Annotated in this window: 4 protein-coding genes and 1 pseudogene; 4 read left to right on the top strand and 1 reads right to left on the bottom strand. The window is 73.9% G+C overall.

Annotated features, from left to right (window positions below; translation table 11 throughout):
• The 3 genes from B9S58_RS38790 to B9S58_RS06835 form a co-directional block, all read left to right on the top strand.
• The coding region (locus B9S58_RS38790; RefSeq protein WP_258044208.1) for a sensor histidine kinase at positions 1–687 on the top strand (687 nt) is incomplete at its 5' end.
• Positions 684–1,346, top strand: coding sequence for a response regulator transcription factor (locus tag B9S58_RS06840; RefSeq protein ID WP_103531223.1), 663 nt, complete (start codon positions 684–686; stop codon positions 1,344–1,346). The genes B9S58_RS38790 and B9S58_RS06840, both read left to right, overlap by 4 nt.
• 90 nt (positions 1,347–1,436) lie before the next feature.
• On the top strand, positions 1,437–2,888 hold the full coding sequence (locus B9S58_RS06835; RefSeq protein ID WP_103531222.1) for a penicillin-binding protein 2: 1,452 nt from the start codon (positions 1,437–1,439) through the stop codon (positions 2,886–2,888).
• Between the two features lie 150 nt (positions 2,889–3,038).
• On the opposite strand, the pseudogene B9S58_RS38785 reads toward B9S58_RS06835, so the two are convergent.
• Positions 3,039–3,191: pseudogene (locus B9S58_RS38785) on the bottom strand (YdeI/OmpD-associated family protein); the annotation flags it as partial.
• A gap of 296 nt (positions 3,192–3,487) precedes the next feature.
• Between B9S58_RS38785 and B9S58_RS06825 the strand changes: the two are divergent.
• Positions 3,488–4,637: MFS transporter (locus B9S58_RS06825; RefSeq protein WP_258044207.1), on the top strand; the 1,150-nt coding region annotated here is incomplete at its 3' end.

Raw genomic sequence — 4,637 nt, 5'->3', positions numbered from 1 at the left:
GATCTGGCGGTACGCAACCGGCTCGCCCGGGAGCTGCACGACTCGGTGGGCCACGCGCTGAGTGCCGTGACCCTTCAGGCGGGGGCGGCGCGCCGGGTCCTGGACCGCGATCCTGAGTTCGTCCGCGAGGCGCTGACCGCCATCGAGGAGACGACGCGGCGGACGGTCGGCGAGCTGGACTCGGTGCTGGGGCTGCTGCGGCAGGACGGGGAGCCGGACGAGGCCGGGGATGCGGCTCACGGGCCGGGGCTGGACGCGCTCGACGGGCTGCTGGCGCACAACGGGGTGCCGGTGGCGTACGAGCGGGAGGGCGATCCGGGTGACCCGGACCGCGTGGACCCGACGGTCTCGCGGGAGGCGTACCGGATCGTCCAGGAGGGGCTGAGCAACGCGTCGCGGCACGGCGGGGGCGACCCGTCCCCCGTGCGGCTGATGATCGCGGTACGGGAGAGGGAGCTGGAGATCGTGATGGAGAATCCGTTGGGCGGGCGGCCCGCCGTGGCACGTCCCGGGGGTGGTCGCGGGCTGCGCGGCATCGCGGAGCGGGCCGTCCTGCTGGGCGGCCGGACCGAAGCGGGACCGTACGATGGCGTCTGGCGGCTGACCGCCCGGCTGCCGCTGACAAAGCCGGGGAAGGCGCCGGGGAAGGCTCCGGGTACGGCCGGGCGGACGGAGGAGCGGCGATGAGCGGAGCTCCGGTTCGGGTGGTGCTGGCGGACGACGAGCGGATGGTGCGTACGGCTCTGCGCGTGATCCTGGACGCCGAGGAAGGCATCGAGGTCGTCGGGGAGGCCGCCACCGGCGCGGAGGCCGTCTCCGTGGTGCGGGAGCTGCGGACCGACGTGGTGCTGATGGACGTGCGGATGCCGGAGATCGACGGCATCCGGGCCACGGAGCAGATCCTCGCCACGCTGGAGGCCCCGCCGAGGATCGTCGTCGTGACGACCTTCGAGAACGACGCGTACGTGTACGAGGCCCTGCACGCCGGGGCGGCCGGGTTCCTGCTGAAGCGGGCGGCGGCCGAGGAGCTCGTGCAGGCGGTGCGCCTGATGGCGTGCGGCGACTCGCTCCTCTATCCGGCGGCGGTGCGCACACTGGCCGCCGAGCACACCGCGCGGCGGACGGCCGGGGCTCCGGCGTGGGTGGCGCGGCTGACCGGGCGGGAAGCGGACGTACTGCGGCTGATGGCGGCAGGGCTGACCAACGCGGAGATCGCGAAGCGGCTCGCGGTGGGCGCGGCGACGGCGAAGACGCATGTGGCGGCGATCCTCGCGAAGACCGGCGCCCGGGACCGCACCCAGGCGGTCATCGCTGCGTACGAGTCCGGATTCATCACCCCGGGCTGACCGTCACAGCGGCGTGGGCCGCGTGAGAAATCGGTGAGAAGAAGTACGGGCGGGAACGGCCCGAGCCGCCCCGTTCGTCCCTCCAGCGGGATGAACAAGACAATCAGGCGCGCATCAGTCTTCTGTCTGCTCATGGTGCTCGCCCTGCTGGTGCGGGCGACGTGGGTGCAGGGCTACGAGGCCAAGGCGCTCGCAGACGACGAGCACAACCGGCGGAACACCATCGCGCGGTACGCGCAGCCGCTCGGGGACATCATCGTGGCCGGTTCGCCGGTCACCGGATCGAAGGGGACCAGTGGCGGCGACCTCCGGTACAAGCGCACGTACACCCGGGGCGAGCTGTACGCGCCCGTCACCGGCTACAGCTCGCAGGCGTACGGGGCGACCCAGCTCGAAGGCATCCACAGCGGTGTCCTGGACGGCACGGACGACCGGCTGAAGAACCCGAAGGACCTGATCGCCGGCGGGCGGGCCGCCCCGGGCAACGTCCTGACGACCATCGACCCGGACGTCCAGAAGGCCGCCCACGAGGCGCTCGGCGACGACAAGGGCGCGGCGGTGGCCATCGACCCGAAGTCCGGCCGGATTCTCGGCATGGTCTCCACCCCCTCGTACGACCCGTCGAAGATCAGCGGGACGTCGGACGGCGACGCCTGGCAGTCCCTGCTGGACGACCCGGACAAACCGCTGGTCAACCGGGCGCTGCGGCAGCCGCTGCCGCCGGGTTCCACGTTCAAGCTGGTGGTCGCGGCGGCCGCGCTGGAGAACGGGCTGTACGGCTCGGTCGACGAGCGCACCGACAGCCCCGACCCGTACACCCTGCCCGGCACCAGCACCGTGCTCCACAACGAGAACGCGTCCGCCCCCTGCGAGAACGCGACCCTGCGCACCGCGCTCCAGTACTCCTGCAACAACGTCTTCGCGAAGGCCGCGGCCGACCTCGGCCAGGACGAGGTCAAGGAGATGGCGGACGCGTTCGGGTTCGACACCGAGAAGCTGGATGTCCCGGTGCGGGCGGCGAAGAGCGTGTACCCGACCGGTATGGACAAGGCGCAGACGGCCCTGACCGGGATCGGCCAGTTCGAGGTCACCGCGACCCCGCTCCAGATGGCGATGGTCACCTCGGCCCTCGCCAACGGCGGTGAGCTGGCCGCGCCGCACATGGTCTCCCGGGTGACCGACGGGGACGGCACGACGCTGGAGGAGACCGCCGACGGCGACACGAAGCGTGTGGTGGAGGAGTCGACCGCCGAGCAGTTGCGGAGCGCGATGGTGACGGTCGTCGAGGAGGGCACCGGCGCCAACGCCCGCATCCCCGGGGCCGAGGTGGGCGGGAAGACGGGCACCGCGCAGAACGGCGTGGACAACAGCAACACCCCGTACGCCTGGTTCACCTCGTACGCGAAGGACCGCGACAGCGGCAAGGAGGTCGCGGTTGCGGTGATCGTCGAGGACTCCGGCGCGGCGCGCTCCGAGGTCAGCGGCAACGGGCTGGCCTCGCCGATCGCGCAGAAGATGATGAAGGCGGCGCTGGAGCGGTGAGCCGGGGCCGCTGGAGCGAGCGGTGATGCCCGGGGCCAGCCGAGCTAGCGGTGATGCCGGGGGCCGGCCGAGCGGCCGGGGCACAGCGCCGGCGGTCCGGGAGTTCCACCGGGACGATCGTCCTCCTCCCGCCTGCCGCCCCTCCGCCAGGTCCCGTACCGCCCGCTCCAGCCGCGTCTGCCGTGTATCCGGTGTCCCGGCCCGGAGCAGCGGAAGCATCACCAGGTAGCGGGCGGTTCGGACGAGCCCGTCGAGCGTGGCACGCGCCGCCGGGTCCGCGGCGAGCGCCGCGGCGAGGCCGTCCGGGACAGCAGCTGTCGCTCGCGATGCGTACGCGCGGCCTCAGCGGCCGTCCTCCTGGGCCCGTTGGAACTCGGCGAGGCCGAGCTCTCGCATCCGGCCGGCCGCCGCATCCGGGAACGCGACGACTTCTGCCCCGGTGAGCTCCTTCGTGCGGGCCGGCCCGGCCCGGCCGCGCCCCGGTGCACCTTCCCGGCGACAGGCCTTAGGGCATCCGCCCGATGCCACCGCCCCGCCTTACTCCGCAGCATGAGCCGCACGGGCAGGTGCGGGGCACGAGGCGCAGTGGGAGGGACGGCGTGGGCGGTTCGGCGGTGGTGCGGGTCCTGCGGGACCGGACGGCGGGGCGTTGTCTGGCGGGGGTGGTCGTCTCCGGGTTCGGTACGTCGGCGATGTGGCTCACGGCGGGGATCTGGGTCAGGTCGCTGACCGGTTCGAACAGTTTGGCGGCGCTGACGGTGTGCGCGATGTGGGCCCCGGTGCTGGCTGGCCCCGCGCTCGGCGCGCTCGCGGACCGGCTGCCCAGGAAGGCGCTGCTCGTCCGGGTCAATCTGGCGATGGCCTGTCTGCTGGCCACGCTGGTGCTGGTGGACTCGGCCCGCACGGTCTGGCTGGTCTTCGTGGTGCTGGTGCTCTACGGGGCGGGCGGCGTCCTGCTCGACGCGGCGGAGTCGGCGCTCGTCGCGGGGACCGTGGACGCCTCGCTGCTGGCGGACTTCAACGGGCTGCGGATGACGGCCAACGAGGGCATGAAGCTGGTCGCCCCGCTGGCGGGCGCGGGGCTGTACGCGCGGTTCGGCGGCCCGGCGGTGGCGCTGCTGGACGCGGCGACGTGCGCCCTGGCCGCCCTGGTCGTCGCCCGGCTGCCGGTACGGGAAGCTCCCCGGGCCCTGGCCCCGGCGGGGTCCTGGCGCGTTGAACTCGCCGCCGGGCTGCGGCGGATTCGCGCGTCGGCCGTGCTGCGCCCGCTGGTGGTGGCGGGGGCGGCGACGATGCTGCTGGCGGGGGTGAACGGGGCCGTGACGTTCGCGTACGTCGACGAGGTGCTCGGCCGGACGCCGGCGTACGCGGGGGTGCTGTACGCGGTGCAGGGCGCCGGTTCCGTGACGGTGGGGCTGCTGGTGGGGCCGCTGCTGCGTCGGCTGCCCGAGCGGGTGTTCGCGGCGGGCGGGATGGCGCTGTTCGCGCTGGCGGTGGGCGCGCGGACACTGCCGCTGGACGGGGTGGCCCTGGCGGCGAGCGCGGCGATCGGGTTCGGCCTGCCGTGCGTGCTGATCGCGGCGATGACGGCGGTGCAGCGGGAGACGCCGGACGTGGTGCTGGGGCGGACGGCTGCGACGGCGGGCTCGCTGATGACGGCGCCCAACGCGGTGGCCCTGGCGCTGGGGGCGGGGCTCGTCGCGGTGGTGGACGTGCGGGTGCTGACGACGGCCGGCGGGGCGGCGGGGG

This window comes from Streptomyces sp. SM11 (genome assembly GCF_002910905.1).
In the GTDB taxonomy this organism is placed as follows: Bacteria; Actinomycetota; Actinomycetes; order Streptomycetales; family Streptomycetaceae; genus Streptomyces.
Note: the sequence above shows the minus strand (reverse complement) of the source record. Positions and strands in the feature narration are given on the sequence as shown.

Bases quoted from the DNA above. Each gene is read 5' to 3' on its own strand.
- B9S58_RS06840 (WP_103531223.1), top strand. From the start codon at position 684: ATGAGCGGAGCTCCGGTTCGGGTGGTGCTGGCGGACGACGAGCGGATG.
- B9S58_RS06835 (WP_103531222.1), top strand. From the start codon at position 1,437: ATGAACAAGACAATCAGGCGCGCATCAGTCTTCTGTCTGCTCATGGTG.